Here is a 16,635-nt window from a genome sequence, read left to right on the forward strand (position 1 = left end):
ACTTGGGGCAGCGGACTGTCTCGCCGCGAGTTCGCGATCGACGGCGTGACACCGCGCGAAGAGGACCGGTTCTTCAAGTACTACGAGTCGTGCTGGCGGCGGAACCTGACCCTCAAAGGCGCCAACCGGGTGCTCGCCAAGACCAGCATGCTGACCATGCGTCTTGATGCGGTGTTGCGGCGTTACCCGGACTGCAAGCTCGTATACGTCATCCGCGACCCGGTCGAGGTCATTCCGTCGGGAATGTCGTTGCTGGCCAGTGTGCTTGAGAACGGCTACGACGTGTGGAATCGCACGAAGGAAGAAGACCAGCGCAGGTGGCTGGAAAATCTGTACCAGGCGTCGTGCGACATGTTGCGCTACTTTTACGAGGCGCAATCGTCGGGCAAGATCCCGGAACGCAATTTGTGCGTGGTGCGTTACGAGGATCTGATCAACGACCTCGAGCCGACCATGGAACGCATCCTCGACTTCGTCGAAATAAAGCCCAATGAGGCCTTCGTCGAAGAAGTGCGGGAGCAGGCGGCGCGACAGCGCAATTACACCAGCCGTCATGAGCACTCACCCCAACAATTCGGAATTGCGCCCGAACGCATTCGACAAGACCTCGGGTTTGTCTACGATGCGTTCGGGCTTTCAAACAAGACCGACAAACGTCCCGCCCCGCAAAGACCTGAAACCCTCGTCTGAAGGACTAGAACAATGGGAAAGCACTCGGTGGTGGTGAAGCGCGAAAGGCTCCGGGGCCCCGCGTCTTTAGACCTCCGGATCGGTCTGGCGGCAGGACAGGCGATTTCCGCGGCGACTCGACGTCGTAGTGCACGCGTCCTGGGCGCGGCTGCGGGCGGGCTGTTGGGCGTCGCGTTCATGCCGACGGCCGCGGCCTTCGCCGACAACTACACCATCGATCCCACCGGCACCGAGACGATCACCGGAATTTTCGGATACGGATACGATGGCGTAGACACGGCGTCTCCGGCCACTCCCGGTAGCATTCAGGGCCACCAAGCCTTCACATATGCGGACACGACAAGCAGCACTACCGGCAATTTCCACGGCTTCGAGAGCAATGCCTCGGATGCCTTCGGTGACACCAACCAGGAAGTCCTCGTCACCTCGTCGACCGGCACTGACGCTCTGCCGGTCGGTTCGGTGTTCGACACCTACACCCTCGGCGACAGCGGCTACGCGAACATTTACTCCGCGATTCCCACCGGCGGCGGGAACTACGAGATCACCGATACCGTGGTCACGCCGGAGGGTGACTACGCGATGCCCACCACTTTTAATGCGGCCGACCTTACCGCCGCCGACGCGGGGGGTGTACCGATCGGGACGACCGGCGACGTCATCGATCCCGTTGGCTCCCAGTTGATTGACGCGATAACCGGAATTGCCCCGCTCGCGATGGCCGATGACGGCACGCAGGTATTCGACGTCGAAAACGCGAGCGGAGGTGTGATCGGCAGCTTCAACGCCTACGACACAATCACCGGGGACTTCTTCGGCAGCTACACCGAGGCCGCCCTCGTTACCAACGATCTCGGCACGGTTGCAAACGATCCGGGCGTCGGTTCGATCTTCAACACGATGTATTACCTCGGCGGCGAGAGCGCCTACTCCGACGTGACCTCCCCGTCTGGAAATGTCATCACGGATACCATCATCACCCCGTTCGGAAACTTCGACATTCCCACCACCTTCGACGCAGCCCAAGTCGAAACCACTTCCGCTATTGACCTTCCCGGCGGCGACGACCTTCATCCCGTTGGCGCTCTGGACTTCACCGGCGTCAACGGGCTTCCGCCGGTGGATGCCGCAGTGCAGGGAACGCAGACATTCGATTACGCGAACGCCGACGGCACGACCGGCTCTTTCGGCGCCGACGTCACGAACACCTTGGACGAGTTCGATGACTCCACCGAAACAGTCTTGGTCACCTCCGGATCAGATCCCGACGCTCCGATCGGCTCGGTATTCGAGACGGTCGTCTTCGGTGACACCGGAATCGAGAGCATCTACACCGACATCCCTTCCGCAACAGGCGGCGCAAACGTGATCACCGACATCCTGCAGACTCCTTTCGGGGACCTCACCGTTCCCACCTCGTTGGATGCAATCGCCGGTGTCGTCAACGATCTGCTCAGCGCTGCGTCGGGCTAGCGTCTCGACCCACCAATTGACCGGTTAACACGGTCGGTCGCCGGCCGCCGCGAGCAGGTCTCGGCCGAAAACCAGACGATGCCGGGGATGACGGTCGACCACGGGCAGAGCGGCTGTATCTGCTCGACCTGCTCCACGCCGTTCTGCAGGACCACGACTTTGGTGTTCTCGTCACACAGGCCGGCCGGCCAGCGAGCCCGGTCGGCATTCTGGGTGGCTTTGATCGCCAATAGGACCAGCCCGACCGCGCCCGGACCCACAACTGCCACACGTTCCATGACATCCATGGTGCTTGCTTGAAATTAGCGCCTCTAGACTGGGCTGTCGTTCCCACCGTATGCAAGGAGTATTTGTGCTGCGCACTCACGCCGCGGGTTCGTTACGAGCCACCGATGCCGGTCAACAGGTGACGCTGGCCGGTTGGGTCGCGCGTCGGCGCGACCACGGCGGGGTGATCTTCATCGATCTACGCGATTCCTCGGGAGTCTCGCAGGTGGTGTTTCGCGCCGACGACGTGCTGGCTCAGGCCCACCGGTTGCGCGCCGAGTTCTGTGTGGCCGTCGAGGGTGTGGTGGAGATCCGCCCAGAGGGCAACGCCAACGCGGAGATCGCCACCGGCGAGATCGAGGTCAACGTGACGTCGCTGACGGTGTTGGGGGAGTGCGCTCCGCTGCCGTTCCAGCTTGACGAGCCCGCCGGCGAAGAGGTCCGGCTGCGCTATCGCTATCTCGACCTGCGCCGCGAAGGACCTGGTAGCGCAATCCGGTTGCGCTCCAAGGTAAATGCCGCGGCGCGTGGCGTGCTGGCCGCGCACGGCTTCGTCGAGATCGAGACGCCGACGATGACCCGCTCGACACCGGAAGGCGCGCGCGACTTCCTGGTGCCGGCCCGGCTGCAACCCGGCTCGTTCTACGCGCTGCCGCAGAGCCCACAGCTGTTCAAGCAGCTGTTGATGGTGGCCGGCATGGAGCGCTACTACCAGATCGCCCGCTGCTACCGCGACGAGGATTTCCGCGCCGACCGTCAGCCGGAATTCACCCAGCTCGACATGGAGCTGAGCTTCGTCGAGGCGGACGACGTCATCGCGATTTCCGAACAAGTGCTCAAGGCGGTGTGGGCGCTGATCGGCTACGACCTCCCGCTGCCGGTGCCGCGGATCAGCTATGCCGATGCGATGCGACGGTTCGGTTCCGACCGGCCCGACCTGCGTTTCGGGCTGGAGCTGGTGGAGTGCGCAGAGTTCTTCTCCGACACCACCTTTCGGGTATTCCAGGCGCCGTATGTGGGTGCGGTGGTGATGTCGGGAGGCGCCTCGCAGCCGCGCCGCACGCTGGACGGCTGGCAGGAATGGGCCAAACAGCGCGGCCACAAGGGGCTGGCCTACGTGCTGGTCGGTGACGACGGCACGCTGGGCGGTCCGGTGGCCAAAAACCTGTCCGACGCCGAACGCGACGGCCTGGCGGCACACGTGGGCGCCCAGCCCGGTGACTGCATCTTCTTCTCCGCCGGGCTGGCCAAGGCGTCCCGTGCGCTGCTGGGCGCGGCCCGCGTGGAGATCGCGCATCGGCTCAACCTGATCGACCCCGAAGCGTGGGCGTTCACCTGGGTGGTGGACTTCCCGCTGTTCGAGCCGGCCGATGAGGCTACCGCTGCAGGCGATGTGGCGCTGGGCAGCGGCGCGTGGACCGCAGTGCACCACGCGTTCACCTCGCCCAAGTCCGAGTCGGAGGCCACCTTCGACAACGATCCGGGCAACGCGCTGGCGGACGCCTACGACATCGTCTGCAACGGCAACGAAATCGGTGGCGGCTCGATTCGTATCCACCGCCGCGACATTCAGGAACGTGTGTTCGCGATGATGGGCATCGGCACCGCCGAAGCGCAGGAGAAATTCGGATTCCTGTTGGACGCGTTCACCTTTGGCGCCCCGCCGCACGGCGGCATCGCGTTCGGCTGGGATCGGATCGTCCAGCTGCTGGCCGGAGCCGATTCCATCCGCGAGGTGATCGCGTTCCCGAAGTCCGGCGGCGGCGTCGACCCACTGACCGACGCCCCGGCGCCGATCACCGCGCAACAGCGCAAGGAGTCGGGAATCGACGTCGTGCCCGAGACGAAGCGGACACCCAAAGCCGTCGAACCGGAATAGACACCGGCCCGGCGAGGTTCAGGTGGCATGTCCCAAGGATTTCCTGACACCGAAGTAATCAAAGCGTTCAACGAAGCCATCGTCGACGAGTTCCGTGCCAACGACGGCAAGGTCGGGGGCCAGTTCGAGGGCGCTGACCTGCTGCTGCTGACCACCACCGGCGCCAAGTCCGGTCAGTCGCGGGTCTCGCCGCTGGCCTATTTCCGCATCGACGGCAAACTGCTCATCATCGGGTCGTTCGCTGGGTCCGACGTCAACCCGGCCTGGGTGCAAAATCTGCGGGCGAACCCGGGGGCGCATGTCGAGATCGGCAACGACTCCTCGTACGTCACCGCGCGGGAATTGCCCCCGGCCGAACGTGACGAACTTTTCGGCCAGATCACCGCGGCAGCTCCCGGTTTCGCCGAGTATCAGGCGAAGACGACGCGGGTGATCCCGGTCTTCGAGCTGCAGCCGGCCAGTTAGCCGAGACGGATAGTTAGGTCGTCAACCGAGCTGCCGCGGCGCCCGGTCACGGGGCAATCACGGCTCCTATCACAGGGCGGTCACGCGCTCCCAAATTGGCTTAATGCGGGACCAGCGACAGGATCGTTTGCAGCGTGCCGCGCACCGGGTGCAAGAAGATGTTGACGATTTGGATCGGGAAGAGCTGGCCATTGCCGCCGCACTTGGGCCAGGCGCCGGGTCCCTGGGTGGCCAGCACCCGGTTCGCCACCGCGATCTGCTGCTCGCGCGAGGCCGTCGCCGGGTCGCCGATGCCGCCGTTGGCCGCCCAGGTAGACGGCTTGAACTGCAGTCCGCCGTAGAACCCGTTGCCGGTGTTGGCGTGCCAGTTGCCACCCGATTCGCACTGCGCGACGGCGTCCCAGTTCATGCCGTCCGCGTAGGCCACGCCGGTGGTCGGATTGACCAGCAGCGTCATGCCCAGGACGACCAGCATGGCTATCACCAGGTGCTTGCACATCGTGCTCAGTAGCCCACCTAAATGACTCATTTAACACTTCTAACAAACACGCGGGAAAAGAGTCAATGCGTGGGACTTTAGCAATTCAGTGAGATAATTGTTTAAAGAGCGTTTTCTGTTGCTGGTGGTAATAGGAGTTAATTAAAGGGGCTATTGGTGTGGTTTATAACTAGAGTGATATATGTGAATAGAGTTATCTAGCTGTGATGAAGTGATTAGAGTGGCCTGTGATACTGCTGTTACTCAAGTGACTGATGGTGTCGCCGGGTGGCCGGTGTGATGAGTCACTTGTTCTCGTCGAGAAACTCCTGGACCAGGCGTTTTGGGGCCTGAGTCAGCCAAGCCTCAACGATCAGCTCCCGTAGCCCGGGTTCATCGATCGCCGCGAGCTTCACCAGGACGGCTGGATAGCCGTCGAAATGGGGGGTGGTGAAGTACAGCTCGGGCTCGTCGGCGATCAGCGCGAACTTGACGCCCTCGTCGGCCACCCGGACGCCGAGGATGTCGCCCTGTGGTGGTTCGACCCCGAGCGCGGTCAGCGCGTCGTAGTCAGACCTGCGCAGCGGACGCTCCCAGGCGATCAGCTTCTTGCCGACCCGCCACTCGTGTGGCGATCGCTCCTCGGTGAGTTGCAGCTCACCGACGACGATGGCGACGTCGTCCCAGGTGGCCATGACTCATTGTGCTCTCATCGGGCCGGCCAAGCGCCGGATCCAGGCCGCGGGGCTGCATGCGATGTTGATGCTCATTAGTGTTGCAGCGTGACGTCGCCGGATCAGCACCCGCGCGGCCCGGGGGCCCGCTACCGGATCACCCATCGCACCGAATACCGCTACTCGGACGTGGTGACCAGTTCCTACGGTCGTGGTTTCCTGACCCCGCGGGATCTGTTGCGGCAGCGCTGCCTGTTCCACGAGCTGACGATCTCGCCGGCACCCGCGGACAGCTCAACGAGCCTGGACACCTACGGCAACGTCAGCTCGTATTTTCATGTCACCGAACCCCATCAGACGCTGACGATCACCAGCGAGTCGATCGTCGAGGTGTACCCGGCGCCGCCGGAGCGTTGGGGTGCCGGACCGGCACTGGCGCCCTGGGAACAGGCCCGCCCGCTAGGAGCGCGCGGCGCTTTGGCCGCCGAGTTCGCCCTCGACCTGAATCCACCCGAGATCACCGACGAGGTGCGCGACTACGCAGCGCCGAGCTTTGTCCCGCAGCGACCACTCGGCGAGGTGCTGCGTGACCTCACCTCGCGCATCTACGCCGACTTCACCTACCGCTCTGGGTCGACCACGGTGTCAACCGGAGTCAACGAGGTTCTGAATGCCCGGGAAGGGGTATGCCAGGATTTCGCGCGGTTGGCGATCGCCTGCCTGCGTGCCAACGGTTTGGCGGCCAGCTACGTCTCCGGTTACCTGGCCACCAATCCGCCGCCCGGGAAGGATCGCATGATCGGTATCGACGCAACCCACGCCTGGGCCGCGGTCTGGACGCCACAAGCGCCGGGCCAATTCGAATGGCTGGGACTGGATCCCACCAACAACCAGTTGGTCGACGAACGATATGTCATCGTCGGGCGGGGTCGTGACTACGCCGACGTGCCGCCGCTGCGAGGCATCATCTACACCAATTCCAAGAAGAGCGTGATCGACGTCGCCGTCGACGTGGTGCCCTACGAAGGTGACGAACTGTATGCGTGATTTCCACTGCCCGAACTGCGGCCAGCGCCTGACTTTCGAGAATTCGGCGTGCCTGAACTGCGGCAGCCCGCTCGGGTTTTCCCTCGAGGAGATGGCCCTGCTGGTGCTCACCACCGGCGAGGACGCCGACCGTGCCGGCTTCGTTAGCGCGGCTGAATACGAACTGTGCGCCAATCGCCATCTGGCCGAATGCAACTGGTTGGTCCCCATCAATCGTCCCGGCCTGCTGTGCGTGTCGTGTGCGCTGACCACCGAGCGCCCGAACGACGCCGACCCCGCCGGTCTGGTGGAATTCGCCCAAGCCGAAGCGGCCAAACGCCGACTGGTGGCCGAGTTGCATGAGCTGAAGCTGCCGATCATCGGTCACGATCAGGATCCCGACTACGGTTTGGCTTTCCGGCTGTTGTCCAGTGCACACGAAACGGTGATGACCGGGCACGAAAACGGCGTCATCACAATAGATCTCGCTGAAGGCGATGACGTGCACCGTGAGCAGCTGCGGGTCGAGATGGATGAGCCCTATCGCACCCTGCTGGGACACTTCCGCCACGAGGTGGGCCATTACTACTTTTATCGGCTGATCTCACCGTCGAGCAGCTACGACGCGCGGTTCCGCGAATTGTTCGGCGACCCTGACGCCGACTATCAGGAGGCGTTGGACCGCCATTACAGCGAGGGCGCACCCGAGGGCTGGAAGAAGCGTTTCGTCTCGTCCTATGCCACCATGCACGCCGCCGAGGATTGGGCTGAGACGTTCGCGCACTACCTGCACATCCGGGACACGCTGGATACTGCTGCCTGGTCGGGTTTCGCACCAGCGACAGCGACCTTCGATCGGCCGGTGTTGGGCCCCAGCGCTTTTAACACCATCATCGACATGTGGCTACCGGTGTCGTGGTCGCTGAACATGGTGAACCGGTCGATGGGCCACGATGATCTCTACCCGTTCGTACTACCGGTGGCGGTGCTGGAGAAGATGAAGTTCATCCATGCCGTCATCGACGAGGTAACCGCGGATTCGGGCAAACCAGCGGCTTGAAGTGTCACGGCATGATGCGGCGCTCGTCGCCACCCCACAGCGGCTGAATATCGCTGGGCAGCGCCAGCTGCGTCGCGGTGATCACGTCGGCCAGCTCGCGTAGCGCGGTGTGTACCGCGGTCAGCAGTTCGGCTAGCTGCTTGCGGCGTCCGGTCGCGGAAACCTGTGCCAATTCGTCGGGATTCGACCGCCGCAGCAGGGTGCTGATCTCGGCGACCATCCGTTGCGGCCGCGATGACCCCGATGAGCCGGGAAGGTCACCGAGGTCGGTCCGCAGTCGCTCGAGCTGATACACCAACGACCGCGGGTTCGTCGCGTCAAAGAGCATCAGCTCCGCCAGGGCGGCCACGCTGACCTCGCCGGCCGTGCGGCGGCGATAGGTGACCGCCGATTCCGCTGCGGTCAGGGTTGATTCAATGACTGTCCGCTCCGCGGCCGGAGCCCGCACGGTCGTCACCGTCGCGTTCAGCAATGCGGTCAAATCCAGGCCGCGCTCGATGCGCTTGCCGATGTCCATCAGCGTCCAGCCGACGTCCTGCACCATCGACTCACTGGCCACGCCGGCCAGTGTCAGCATCGCGACCAATGTCTGCGACTGCGCGGTGGCGAACACCGCGTCGGCCTCGGCGAGTGAGTCAGGCGGCTCCGCCTTGTGTGCCAACACGCGTTCGACGCCGGCCAACACCACCCAGGTGTCGCTGGACAACTGGTCGCGCACCGCTCTGGCAGCCAGCGCCAGCCGGTCGACCGACTGCACCAGCGAGCCGGGCCGGTCGCGGTCCATGGTGAGTGACCACAGCGTCGACGGCGCGATCGCGATCGTCTCCGCCTGGTCGTCCGGCCCTGGATCGGTTCCGGTGATCCTGCCCAGTGCAGACATCAACACCGGTATGCACTGACTTTCGTCAGTCTCCTGGCGATGCCGGAATTCGTAGTAACGCCGGCGTGCGGCGATCAGCAACCGGGCCATGTTTTCGGCCCGCTCGCCGTAGCGTCCCATCCAGAACAGATCCGACAGCACGCGCGGTGAGCTGACTCCCAGGGTGCCCGCGCCCGCCTTCGCCGGTGTCTCCGGCGCCGGCAGGGTCACCGCCTCCGCCCGCGAACGCTCAGTGGGCCGGACCCAGACATCCTTTGCAACAACGGTTTTCAATGTGTATGCCGACGGGCCCGGCGCCAGCACATAGCCCAGGCCCCCGAGCATCGGCGCGTAGCCGCCGCGTTGGGCCACCGTGAACAGACGCATGCCCACTGGGGCCGCAGAGAATTCACCGGGGTGGCTGGTGGGCGCGGACGAGAACTGGGGCAGCTCCTGGCCGACCCACTGCCACGGCATCGCGGTGATGCAGGCGGCCAGCTCGGCAAGTCGCTCCGACGAAAGGGTCGGTCCGACAAGCGTTTGCCCACCGATGGTCGGCCTGATCAACAACGACGAGAGATTCGCCAACAGGTGCGAGCGTTCGCTGTCGATGCCGCCCCAATAACTGGGCGTACTGGCGAGCAGCGGCGATTCCCCGAGCAGCAGCGTGGCCAGTTCAGGTAGAAATCGTTGCAGCCCAGCACTTTCCAGGATGCCGCTGCCAACAGTGTTGACCACGGTCACCGTCCCGCGGTGCTGCGCCTCGACCAGCCCGACCACCCCGAGCCGCGAGTCGGCGCGCAGATCGAGCGGGTCGGTATACGTCGCGTCCACGCGGCGGAATACCACGTCGACGCATTTGAGGGTGCCCAGCGAACGCATCCACAACTTACCGTCGCGAACCACCAGATCCGCACTCTCCACCAGCGGAAAACCCAGCAGTGTCGCGAGATACGCCTGATCGAACGAGGTTTCGGAGTAGATACCCGGACTGAGCACAACGACCACCGGGTCTTGCACGCCGTCGGGTGCCGCGTCGATCAGTGCCAGGCGCAACGCCTGCGCGAATGGCGTCGTGGGCCGCGGGCCGATCCTTTCGTAAAGATCGGGCAGGGCTTGTGTGAGCACCCGTCGGTCGGCCAGCGCATAACCGGCGCCCGACGGGGCTTGGGTCCAGTCGGCATTCACCTGGAAACTGCCATCGGACAACCGGCTCACATCGCAGGCGTGCATGAAGAGTTGATGGTGCCCCGGCACCTCGATTCCGTTCGCGGCGCGGACATAGCCGGGGTGGGCGAACAGCAGCTCCGGTGGTAGCACGCCCTCGGTCAGCGACCGACGGTTGCCGTACAGGTCGGCGAGCACGGCGTTGAGGACCCGCGACCGCTGCACCAGCCCCGCCTCGAGTGTTTCCCAATCCGGAGCCGACACGACCAGCGGCAGCGAATCCAGACGCCAGGGCCGCGGTTCGGCCTGGCCATTGGCAGCGGATTCGGTGGCGGGGTCGACGCGGGTATAGGTGATGTCGTCGTTGTCCACCAGCTGGTGCACCGCGGAGCGCAGCCGTTGCAGACCTGCCCGGCCGCGGTCACCAACCGCGTCCGCAAGCTCGGTCCAGGCGGGGCGCACGTTGCCGGCTTTGTCGACGAACTCGTCGTAGCCGATCCCCGGGCCACGCAAGCCGGGCGGACGTAGGTCGAACAGGGCGTCCTGGGCACGCGTCGCGCGATACCCGGCCAGCAGCCGGTCGACGTCGGTGCGGTGGTGAAAAGCTGCCGACGCGTCGCTGGAATGCACTGCCATCTCTGCTGAGGCCATTACCGCAGGACGGTACGCACGCGTCGCAGATCAAGGATGCCCGGCGCGCCGATGTCTGTGGAAATTCGCGCCTGCATCTCCCGGACATCGGACAGCTCGAGCTTGCCGGGGGTGAATCCGGTGGCTTCGAAGCGTCGGGCGCGACGTGACTCGGCCTCGACGGCGTTCACTGGCGGTTCGTCGTAGGCGCGCCCCCCGGGATGGGCGATGTGATACGTGCAGCCGCCGCGCGACGTCGACGTGGTCAGGTCGACGAGCTCGAACTGCAGCGGACCGTCAACGGTGATGCTCGGATGCAGCGCGCTCGGCGGTTGCCACGCCCGAAACCGCACACCGCCCACGTGCACGTCGGGGTTGTCGGTGGCCAGCAACGGAACCGGGTACCCATTGCAGGTCATCAGATAGCGGTGCCGGTCGGCGCCGATGATGCGCACCTGGATGCGTTCGATCGACGAGTCGACGTAGCGGGCGGTGCCGGTGGCGGTGGACTGCTCGCCGAGGGTGTTCCACGGCTCGATGGCTCCGCGCAGTTCGATCTCGACGCCGTCGAACACCGCGGTGCCGATGCGCGGAAACCGGAATTCGGTGAACGGGTCCAGCCAGTTGGTCTCAAAGGGGATGCCGTGCGCCCGCAGATCCGCGGCGACGTCGGCGATGTCGTGAATCAGGAAGTGCGGCAACAGGTATCGTCCGTGCAGGTTCGGGCCATGCCGGATCAGGGGAGCCCGCAGTGGTTCGTCCCAGAACCAGGCCACCAGTGACCGCACCAGCAGTGACTGCACCATCGCCATCCGCAGATGCGGCGGCATCTCGAAGCCGCGAAGTTCCAGCAGGCCCAGTCGGCCCCGCGGGCTGTCCGGGTTGTAGAGCTTGTCGATGCAAAACTCGGCGCGATGGGTGTTGCCGGTGATGTCGGTCAACAAATGCCGAAGGGCCCGGTCGGTGACCCACGGTTTGGCTGCGGCGCCCTCGGAAGGCGACGTGATCCGGTCGATTTCGGCGAAGGCGATCTCCAGTTCGTAGAGCGCCTCGGCGCGGCCCTCGTCCACCCGCGGCGCCTGCGACGTGGTGCCGACGAATCGACCGGCGAACAGGTAGGACAACGCCGGGTGCCGCTGCCAGTAGGTCAACAGCGAGACCAGCAAGTCGGGCCGGCGCAGTAGCGGTGAATCCTTCGGGGTGCTGCCGCCCAGAGTGATGTGGTTGCCGCCTCCGGTGCCACTGTGGCTGCCGTCGAACTGGAACGACTCCGTAGAAAGGCGAGCCAGCCGGGCCTGCTCATACAACGTTTCGAGTTGCCGGCACTGCTCGGCGAAACTGGCGGTGGGCGCGATGTTGACTTCGATGACACCCGGGTCAGGGGTGATCGTCGTCGACGTCAGCCGCGGATCCGGCGGCGGGTCGTAACCTTCGATGACGACCGGGCAGCCGGTCTTCACCGCCGCGTCGTGCACCCGGCCGATCAGATCGACGAAGTGGTCCAGCGCCTCGGTCGGCGGCATGAAGACGTAGAGCAGCCCGTCGCGCACCTCGGCGACCATCGCGGTGGTCGGCGCGGCTTCGTCGTCGTCGACCTCCGCCTCCTCGGCGGACCCGTGCAACTCGTCGCCGACGGTGGTCGGGTCGGTGTCGAACCTCGGCCGCGGCGGCTTCCAGCTGATCGCGTTGAGTGGCAGCCGAAGGCCTGCCGGCGAGTCGCCGTCCACCAATACGATGCGGCCGCGACGAAGTCGCCAGTCTGCGCTGGCCCAGCCGCCGTCGTCGTCGCGTCTGTGCAGCGGCAACACGAATGCAGTTGGGGCTTCGGTGGATTCATCGAGGCGTGCCAATAGTTCCGCGCGGCCCGCGACGGTGTCCTTGCCGGTTTCCGAGTCCAAATCCCCATCCGGTGCCACCGGATGGCCCTTGGGGAGGCGCGCTTTGGCCGCCATCCGCGACAGTGGATCTTCGTAAGCGGGCCGCACCTGCGACAGCGGCAGGCTCAGGCCGTCGGCGATGGCAGCCAGCAAGTCCTGAGCTGCGGAGTCGGATGCCGGCGGACCGGCCTGATCGGTACCCCAGGGATCGGCCAGTAGCGAGTCGTCGGGCCACAGCGGCTGCCCATCGGTGCGCCAGTACAGTCCAATCTGCCAGCGCGGCAACGGTTCACCGGGATACCACCGGCCCTGTCCGCGGTGGACCAGCCCCTGCGGTGCCCACTGCGCTTTCAGTCGGGCGGCCAGCTCGGAGGCGCGTTCGCGCTTGTGCGGGCCGTCGGCAGCGGTGATCCACTCGTCGTCGACCTGGTTGTCCACCGACACGAACGTGGGCTCGCCACCGACGGTCAATCGGACATCGCCGTCGGTCAGTCGCCTGTCAACGCCGCGCGCGACGTCCTGGATCGTCGCCCACGCCTCGTCGGTGTAGGGGAGCGTGACGCGCGGGTCTTCATGGATGCGGGTGACGGTGTTGGAGAACTCCAGCACCGCTTCGCACGGATCGGTGTTGCCGGTGATGGGCGCCGCGCTCTCCGGACTCGGTGTCGCGGCCAGCGGAATGTGACCCTCGCCGGCGAACAGTCCTGACGTCGGGTCCAGACCGATCCAGCCCGCACCGGGGATGTACACCTCGGCCCAGGCGTGCAGATCGGTGAAGTCGGCAGCAGGGCCCGACGGTCCGTCGAGCGCCTTGACGTCTGACGCCAGCTGGACCAGGTAGCCGGAGACGAACCTGGCGGCCAGACCCATCTGACGCAGGATCGACACCAGTAGCCAGGCGAAGTCGCGGCACGAGCCGACCCCGGTTCGCAGCGTGAAATCCGGTGTCTGCACGCCATGTTCCATGCGCAGGCTGTAGCCGAGGTCGCTGTTGACCCGCCTATTGAGCTCGACCAGGTAGTTGATCGTGCGGGTGCCCGGCGCCATCGCGAACGTGCTCACCCAGGCCTGCACCAGCTCACCGGGACCCGATCCGGCACCGTTCTCGTCAACCGGGCGTAGGTACGGCTTGAGGTCCTCGGCCAACGGCTCGGGATAGCTGAACCCACCGGACGGCCACGTCTCTGCCCAGTCCTCGATGAAGAAGTCGAACGGGTTGATCACTTTGAGGTCGGCGATCAGCCCGACCGTAATGGTCAGCCGGCTCATCGGATTCGGGAACGTCAGCCGGTAGACGAAGTTGCCCACCGCGTCCTGCTGCCAGTTGATGAAATGGTCGGCGGGCTCGACGCGAAGCGAATACGCCTCGATCGCGGTACGCGAGTGCGGCGCCGGTCGCAGCCTCACGACATGCGGGAACACCCGGACAGGCCGATCAAAGGTGTAACTGGTGCGATGCTCCAGTGCCACTTTGATGGTCATAACCGCCCATCACATCACGACGGCCACAAGGTCGCAGCACGGCGAACCCCGCATCCCGCGTGGCGTGACCGGGTTTCGCCCTCGCTGTTCCTAGGATCGCTCGGGTGGACGATCGTTACGGCCCGGACGTTCTGGCACGCGACCCGCACCACGCGCGCACGATCCGGTCAGCTGAAATGGCAATACAACTCGGCATGGTCGTCGAGGACGCGCAGACCGGCTACGTCGGTGCGGTGGTGCGCGTCGAATACGGCCGGATGGAACTCGAGGACCGCCATGGCCGCCGGAAGCCATTCCCGGTCGGACCGGGATATCTCGTCGACGGCAAACCGGTGATCCTGATCGCGCCGCGACGTCCGACCGCCAAGGCGCCCACCCGCACCGCGTCGGGCTCGGTCGCGGTGACCGGAGCACGCGCCCGGATGGCCCGGACCGGCCGGATCTACGTCGAGGGCCGCCACGACGCCGAGCTCGTCGAGCAGGTGTGGGGCGACGATCTGCGGGTCGAGGGAGTGGTGGTCGAATATCTCGGTGGGGTCGACGATCTCGTCGGTGTCGTCGCACAGTTCCGCCCCGGCCCGCAGCGGCGGCTGGGCGTGCTCGTCGACCACCTGGTACCCGGTTCCAAGGAATCGCGGCTGGCCGAAGCGGTGCGCCGCGGTCCCGGCGGCTCGGACACCCTGGTCGTCGGCCATCCGTTCGTCGACGTCTGGCAGGCCGTCAATCCGGCCCGGCTGGGTCTGGCGGAGTGGCCGGTCATCCCACGCGGGACGGACTGGAAGCACGGGATCTGCCAGGCCCTCGGCTGGCCACACGCCGACCAGGCCGACATCGCCGCGGCGTGGCGGCGCATCCGCGGCCAAGTCCGGGACTGGACCGACCTCGACGCGGCGCTGATCGGCCGGGTGGAGGAGTTGATCGACTTCGTCACCCAGCCGTGACGACCTAGGGGGTCGCCGGCGCGATCGGTCCTCCGGAGAGCCGACGGTAGGTGTACACCTGGACCAGCAGCGCGATCGGGCCGGTCGCGAGAATGCCGACGCCGCAAGCGAACAAGCCCGCCACCACCAGCAGACCCTGCACCAAGAAAGACACCAGCGTCTCGCCGACATGCGCCCGGACGGTGCTGAAGCTGGCCTTGAGCGCATCGATCGGCGCCAGCCCGCGGTCCGTCGCAAACGCAATCGTGAACAGCGCGAAGAACGTGAAGACGGCAATCAACACGAACGACAACAATGCGAACAGGAAGCCGGGCAGCGAAAGCAGATCCAGGACCGCGCTGATCACACTGAGCAGCGCGCCGGCCAGGATCACCGTGCCGAAGTTGCGCGGTTTGAAGAACGAGCCCACGGTGACCGGCCTGCCATCGGCGAGGTCAAGCCCGCCGGAGAGGAACCCGGCCTGCACGAAAATCCCGAAGACGAACGTCACGATGGACAGGACCAGCGTGCCGACCGTGCCCAGACCGGCCTGGAATGACGCGCCATAATCGCCGTCGACGTTCGTGGTGTCGGCCGTGGCGCCGCCCAGCAGGACGAACACCAGGCCATGCACGACCACACCGATCACGCCGTATATCAGCGCCGCGAGGACCAGCGGCCCAAGATTCTTCTTGAACTTATTCCACGCCCATGAGGTCGCTTCACCGATGCTGAACCCCGACCCGGGCGGCGGTCCGTAGCCCGGAGCCGCCGGATAGCCGGGAGGGGGTCCGTAGCCGGGTGGCGGAGGGTAGCCGGGGGGAGGCCCGTAGCCGGGTTGCGGCGGCGGCCCGTAGCCGGGAGGTGGCAGGGGTGCGCCGTACCCGGGAGGCGGTCCGTAGCCGGGCGGCGGCTGTCCTGGGGGTGGGCCGTACCCCGGTGGCGGTCCAGGAGGCGGTCCGTAGCCGGGTGGCGGCGGGTAGTCGCCCGGATTGGGGTTACCCCTGTACGGGTCGTGTGGGTTGCCAGGGTGCTCCGGAGGGTGGCTCATGGCCGCTCCTGCCTCGTCGTTGGGGAGTTGTCCGGCGTGCGCTTTCGAGAACTTAGCAAGTATTCGGCGGCGGCGCTGAGAGCTCACACTGCGCGCCGTCGTGTCGTGTTGACGTGGTATGCCTGACACGTGTCCGACGGTCTGTTCGACGTCCCCGACGCGGCCGAACTCGGCGAGGGCGCGCACTTCGGGTCTGCCGGCGCGCCGCTGGCGGTGCGGATGCGCCCGGCCAGTCTCGACGAGGTCGTCGGTCAGGACCACCTGCTGCAACCCGGTTCGCCGCTGCGGCGTCTGGTCGAGGGCTCAGGTATGGCGTCGGCCATCCTCTACGGCCCGCCTGGCAGCGGCAAGACCACGCTGGCATCCCTGGTCTCGCAAGCCACGGGACGCCGGTTCGAGGCGCTCTCGGCGCTGTCGGCCGGGGTCAAGGAAGTCCGCGCCGTGATCGACACCGCGCGACGCGCCGCCGCACACGGCGAGCAGACCGTGCTGTTCATCGACGAGGTGCATCGCTTTTCCAAGACCCAACAGGACGCGTTGTTGGCCGCCGTGGAAAACCGGGTGGTGCTCTTGGTGGCGGCGACGACGGAGAATCCCTCGTTCTCCGTCGTCGCGCCGCTGCTGTCGCGGTCGCTGA

At 65.7% G+C, this 16,635-nt stretch carries 14 protein-coding genes; 8 read left to right on the top strand and 6 right to left on the bottom strand.

Going from position 1 to position 16,635, the window contains the following annotated elements:
* Together WAN02_RS33555 and WAN02_RS33560 are read left to right on the top strand one after the other, a co-directional pair.
* On the top strand, window positions 1-690 hold a 690-nt coding region (locus WAN02_RS33555; protein ID WP_422269665.1), incomplete at its 5' end, for a sulfotransferase family protein.
* A gap of 12 nt (window positions 691-702) precedes the next feature.
* Entirely contained in the window at window positions 703-2,163 is a 1,461-nt protein-coding gene (locus WAN02_RS33560; RefSeq protein ID WP_422269666.1) for a hypothetical protein, read from the top strand.
* Here WAN02_RS33560 and WAN02_RS33565 read toward each other — a convergent pair.
* Window positions 2,160-2,441: a 2-dehydropantoate 2-reductase N-terminal domain-containing protein gene (locus WAN02_RS33565; protein ID WP_422269667.1), complete on the bottom strand. Its 282-nt coding sequence runs from the start codon at window positions 2,439-2,441 to the stop codon at window positions 2,160-2,162. The two genes, WAN02_RS33560 and WAN02_RS33565, sit on opposite strands and share 4 nt — an antisense overlap.
* A gap of 59 nt (window positions 2,442-2,500) precedes the next feature.
* Between WAN02_RS33565 and aspS the strand changes: the two genes are divergently transcribed.
* Together aspS and WAN02_RS33575 are read left to right on the top strand one after the other, a co-directional pair.
* Window positions 2,501-4,309, top strand: a complete 1,809-nt coding sequence (gene aspS / locus WAN02_RS33570) for an aspartate--tRNA ligase (protein WP_422269668.1) — start codon at window positions 2,501-2,503, stop codon at window positions 4,307-4,309.
* 27 nt (window positions 4,310-4,336) lie between these two features.
* A complete protein-coding gene (locus WAN02_RS33575; RefSeq protein WP_422269669.1) occupies window positions 4,337-4,774 on the top strand; it encodes a nitroreductase family deazaflavin-dependent oxidoreductase in 438 nt (145 codons plus the stop codon).
* A 100-nt stretch (window positions 4,775-4,874) separates the two neighbouring features.
* Here WAN02_RS33575 and WAN02_RS33580 read toward each other — a convergent pair whose 3' ends face one another.
* Both WAN02_RS33580 and WAN02_RS33585 read right to left on the bottom strand, forming a co-directional pair.
* Complete coding sequence (locus tag WAN02_RS33580) at window positions 4,875-5,249, bottom strand: transglycosylase family protein (protein WP_422269677.1); 375 nt, start codon at window positions 5,247-5,249, stop codon at window positions 4,875-4,877.
* A 308-nt stretch (window positions 5,250-5,557) separates the two neighbouring features.
* Window positions 5,558-5,947: an MmcQ/YjbR family DNA-binding protein gene (locus WAN02_RS33585; protein ID WP_422269670.1), complete on the bottom strand. Its 390-nt coding sequence runs from the start codon at window positions 5,945-5,947 to the stop codon at window positions 5,558-5,560.
* An 87-nt stretch (window positions 5,948-6,034) separates the two neighbouring features.
* On the opposite strand from WAN02_RS33585, the gene WAN02_RS33590 reads away from it, so the two are divergent.
* Window positions 6,035-6,973 carry a transglutaminase family protein gene (locus tag WAN02_RS33590; protein WP_422269671.1) on the top strand — a complete coding sequence of 313 codons (939 nt, stop codon included), beginning with the start codon at window positions 6,035-6,037 and terminating at the stop codon, window positions 6,971-6,973.
* Window positions 6,966-8,012, top strand: a complete 1,047-nt coding sequence (locus WAN02_RS33595) for a zinc-binding metallopeptidase family protein (protein ID WP_422269672.1) — start codon at window positions 6,966-6,968, stop codon at window positions 8,010-8,012. The genes WAN02_RS33590 and WAN02_RS33595 overlap by 8 nt, the downstream gene beginning before the upstream one ends.
* A 4-nt stretch (window positions 8,013-8,016) precedes the next feature.
* Here WAN02_RS33595 and WAN02_RS33600 read toward each other — a convergent pair whose 3' ends face one another.
* Both WAN02_RS33600 and WAN02_RS33605 read right to left on the bottom strand, forming a co-directional pair.
* Window positions 8,017-10,674 carry a circularly permuted type 2 ATP-grasp protein gene (locus WAN02_RS33600; protein ID WP_422269678.1) on the bottom strand — a complete coding sequence of 886 codons (2,658 nt, stop codon included), beginning with the start codon at window positions 10,672-10,674 and terminating at the stop codon, window positions 8,017-8,019.
* 14 nt (window positions 10,675-10,688) lie between these two features.
* Entirely contained in the window at window positions 10,689-14,027 is a 3,339-nt protein-coding gene (locus tag WAN02_RS33605) for a DUF2126 domain-containing protein (RefSeq protein WP_422269673.1), read from the bottom strand.
* Window positions 14,028-14,131: 104 nt separating this feature from the next.
* Between WAN02_RS33605 and WAN02_RS33610 the strand changes: the two genes are divergently transcribed.
* Window positions 14,132-14,968 (top strand): DUF3097 domain-containing protein, encoded by an 837-nt coding sequence (locus WAN02_RS33610; RefSeq protein WP_422269674.1) that lies wholly within the window; start codon window positions 14,132-14,134, stop codon window positions 14,966-14,968.
* 4 nt (window positions 14,969-14,972) lie between these two features.
* Here WAN02_RS33610 and WAN02_RS33615 read toward each other — a convergent pair whose 3' ends face one another.
* On the bottom strand, window positions 14,973-15,998 hold the full coding sequence (locus tag WAN02_RS33615; RefSeq protein ID WP_422269675.1) for a hypothetical protein: 1,026 nt from the start codon (window positions 15,996-15,998) through the stop codon (window positions 14,973-14,975).
* Between the two features lie 129 nt (window positions 15,999-16,127).
* Between WAN02_RS33615 and WAN02_RS33620 the strand changes: the two genes are divergently transcribed.
* Window positions 16,128-16,635: AAA family ATPase (locus WAN02_RS33620; protein ID WP_422269676.1), on the top strand; the 508-nt coding region annotated here is incomplete at its 3' end.

It is taken from the genome of Mycobacterium sp. (genome assembly GCF_049281135.1).
In the GTDB taxonomy this organism is placed as follows: Bacteria; Actinomycetota; Actinomycetes; order Mycobacteriales; family Mycobacteriaceae; genus Mycobacterium.

Coding starts and splice junctions, on each gene's coding strand:
- WAN02_RS33580 (WP_422269677.1), bottom strand. CDS start 5,249: ATGCTGGTCGTCCTGGGCATGACGCTGCTGGTCAATCCGACCACCGGC.
- WAN02_RS33605 (WP_422269673.1), bottom strand. CDS start 14,027: ATGACCATCAAAGTGGCACTGGAGCATCGCACCAGTTACACCTTTGAT.
- WAN02_RS33600 (WP_422269678.1), bottom strand. CDS start 10,674: ATGGCAGTGCATTCCAGCGACGCGTCGGCAGCTTTTCACCACCGCACC.
- WAN02_RS33565 (WP_422269667.1), bottom strand. CDS start 2,441: ATGGAACGTGTGGCAGTTGTGGGTCCGGGCGCGGTCGGGCTGGTCCTA.
- WAN02_RS33575 (WP_422269669.1), top strand. CDS start 4,337: ATGTCCCAAGGATTTCCTGACACCGAAGTAATCAAAGCGTTCAACGAA.
- WAN02_RS33585 (WP_422269670.1), bottom strand. CDS start 5,947: ATGGCCACCTGGGACGACGTCGCCATCGTCGTCGGTGAGCTGCAACTC.
- WAN02_RS33595 (WP_422269672.1), top strand. CDS start 6,966: ATGCGTGATTTCCACTGCCCGAACTGCGGCCAGCGCCTGACTTTCGAG.
- WAN02_RS33560 (WP_422269666.1), top strand. CDS start 703: ATGGGAAAGCACTCGGTGGTGGTGAAGCGCGAAAGGCTCCGGGGCCCC.
- aspS (WP_422269668.1), top strand. CDS start 2,501: ATGCAAGGAGTATTTGTGCTGCGCACTCACGCCGCGGGTTCGTTACGA.
- WAN02_RS33615 (WP_422269675.1), bottom strand. CDS start 15,998: ATGAGCCACCCTCCGGAGCACCCTGGCAACCCACACGACCCGTACAGG.